We start from the raw sequence: 254 nt of genomic DNA on the forward strand, positions 1-254 counted from the left end.
GGGCCGGCTTTTTCGTTCGGGCGGACCTGCGGCCGGCTTATTGGGCCGGGACGTAGACGACCTGGTTGCCCTCGCTCACTGCGCGGTAGAGCGTCGCGCCGTAGCGGAAATACTGCGCTCCGTTCATCACGGCCGAGACGCTGCCGTCGGTCAGCGTCGCGATCGCTCCGGGCGGCATCGGCGCCCCGTAGCCGTAGCCGCCAGCCGCGACCGGCACGACGGCACCGCCCGGGGGCGGCGGGGGCGGCGCCGCG

1 protein-coding gene is annotated in these 254 nt (G+C 74.4%); it reads right to left on the reverse strand.

The features are described from left to right. Positions 1 to 37 precede the first annotated feature (37 nt). On the reverse strand, positions 38 to 254 hold a 217-nt coding region (locus tag CH341_RS35545), incomplete at its 5' end, for a hypothetical protein (RefSeq protein WP_210208745.1).

The sequence above is a fragment of the Rhodoplanes roseus genome, from assembly GCF_003258865.1.
Lineage (GTDB): Bacteria > Pseudomonadota > Alphaproteobacteria > Rhizobiales > Xanthobacteraceae > Rhodoplanes > Rhodoplanes roseus.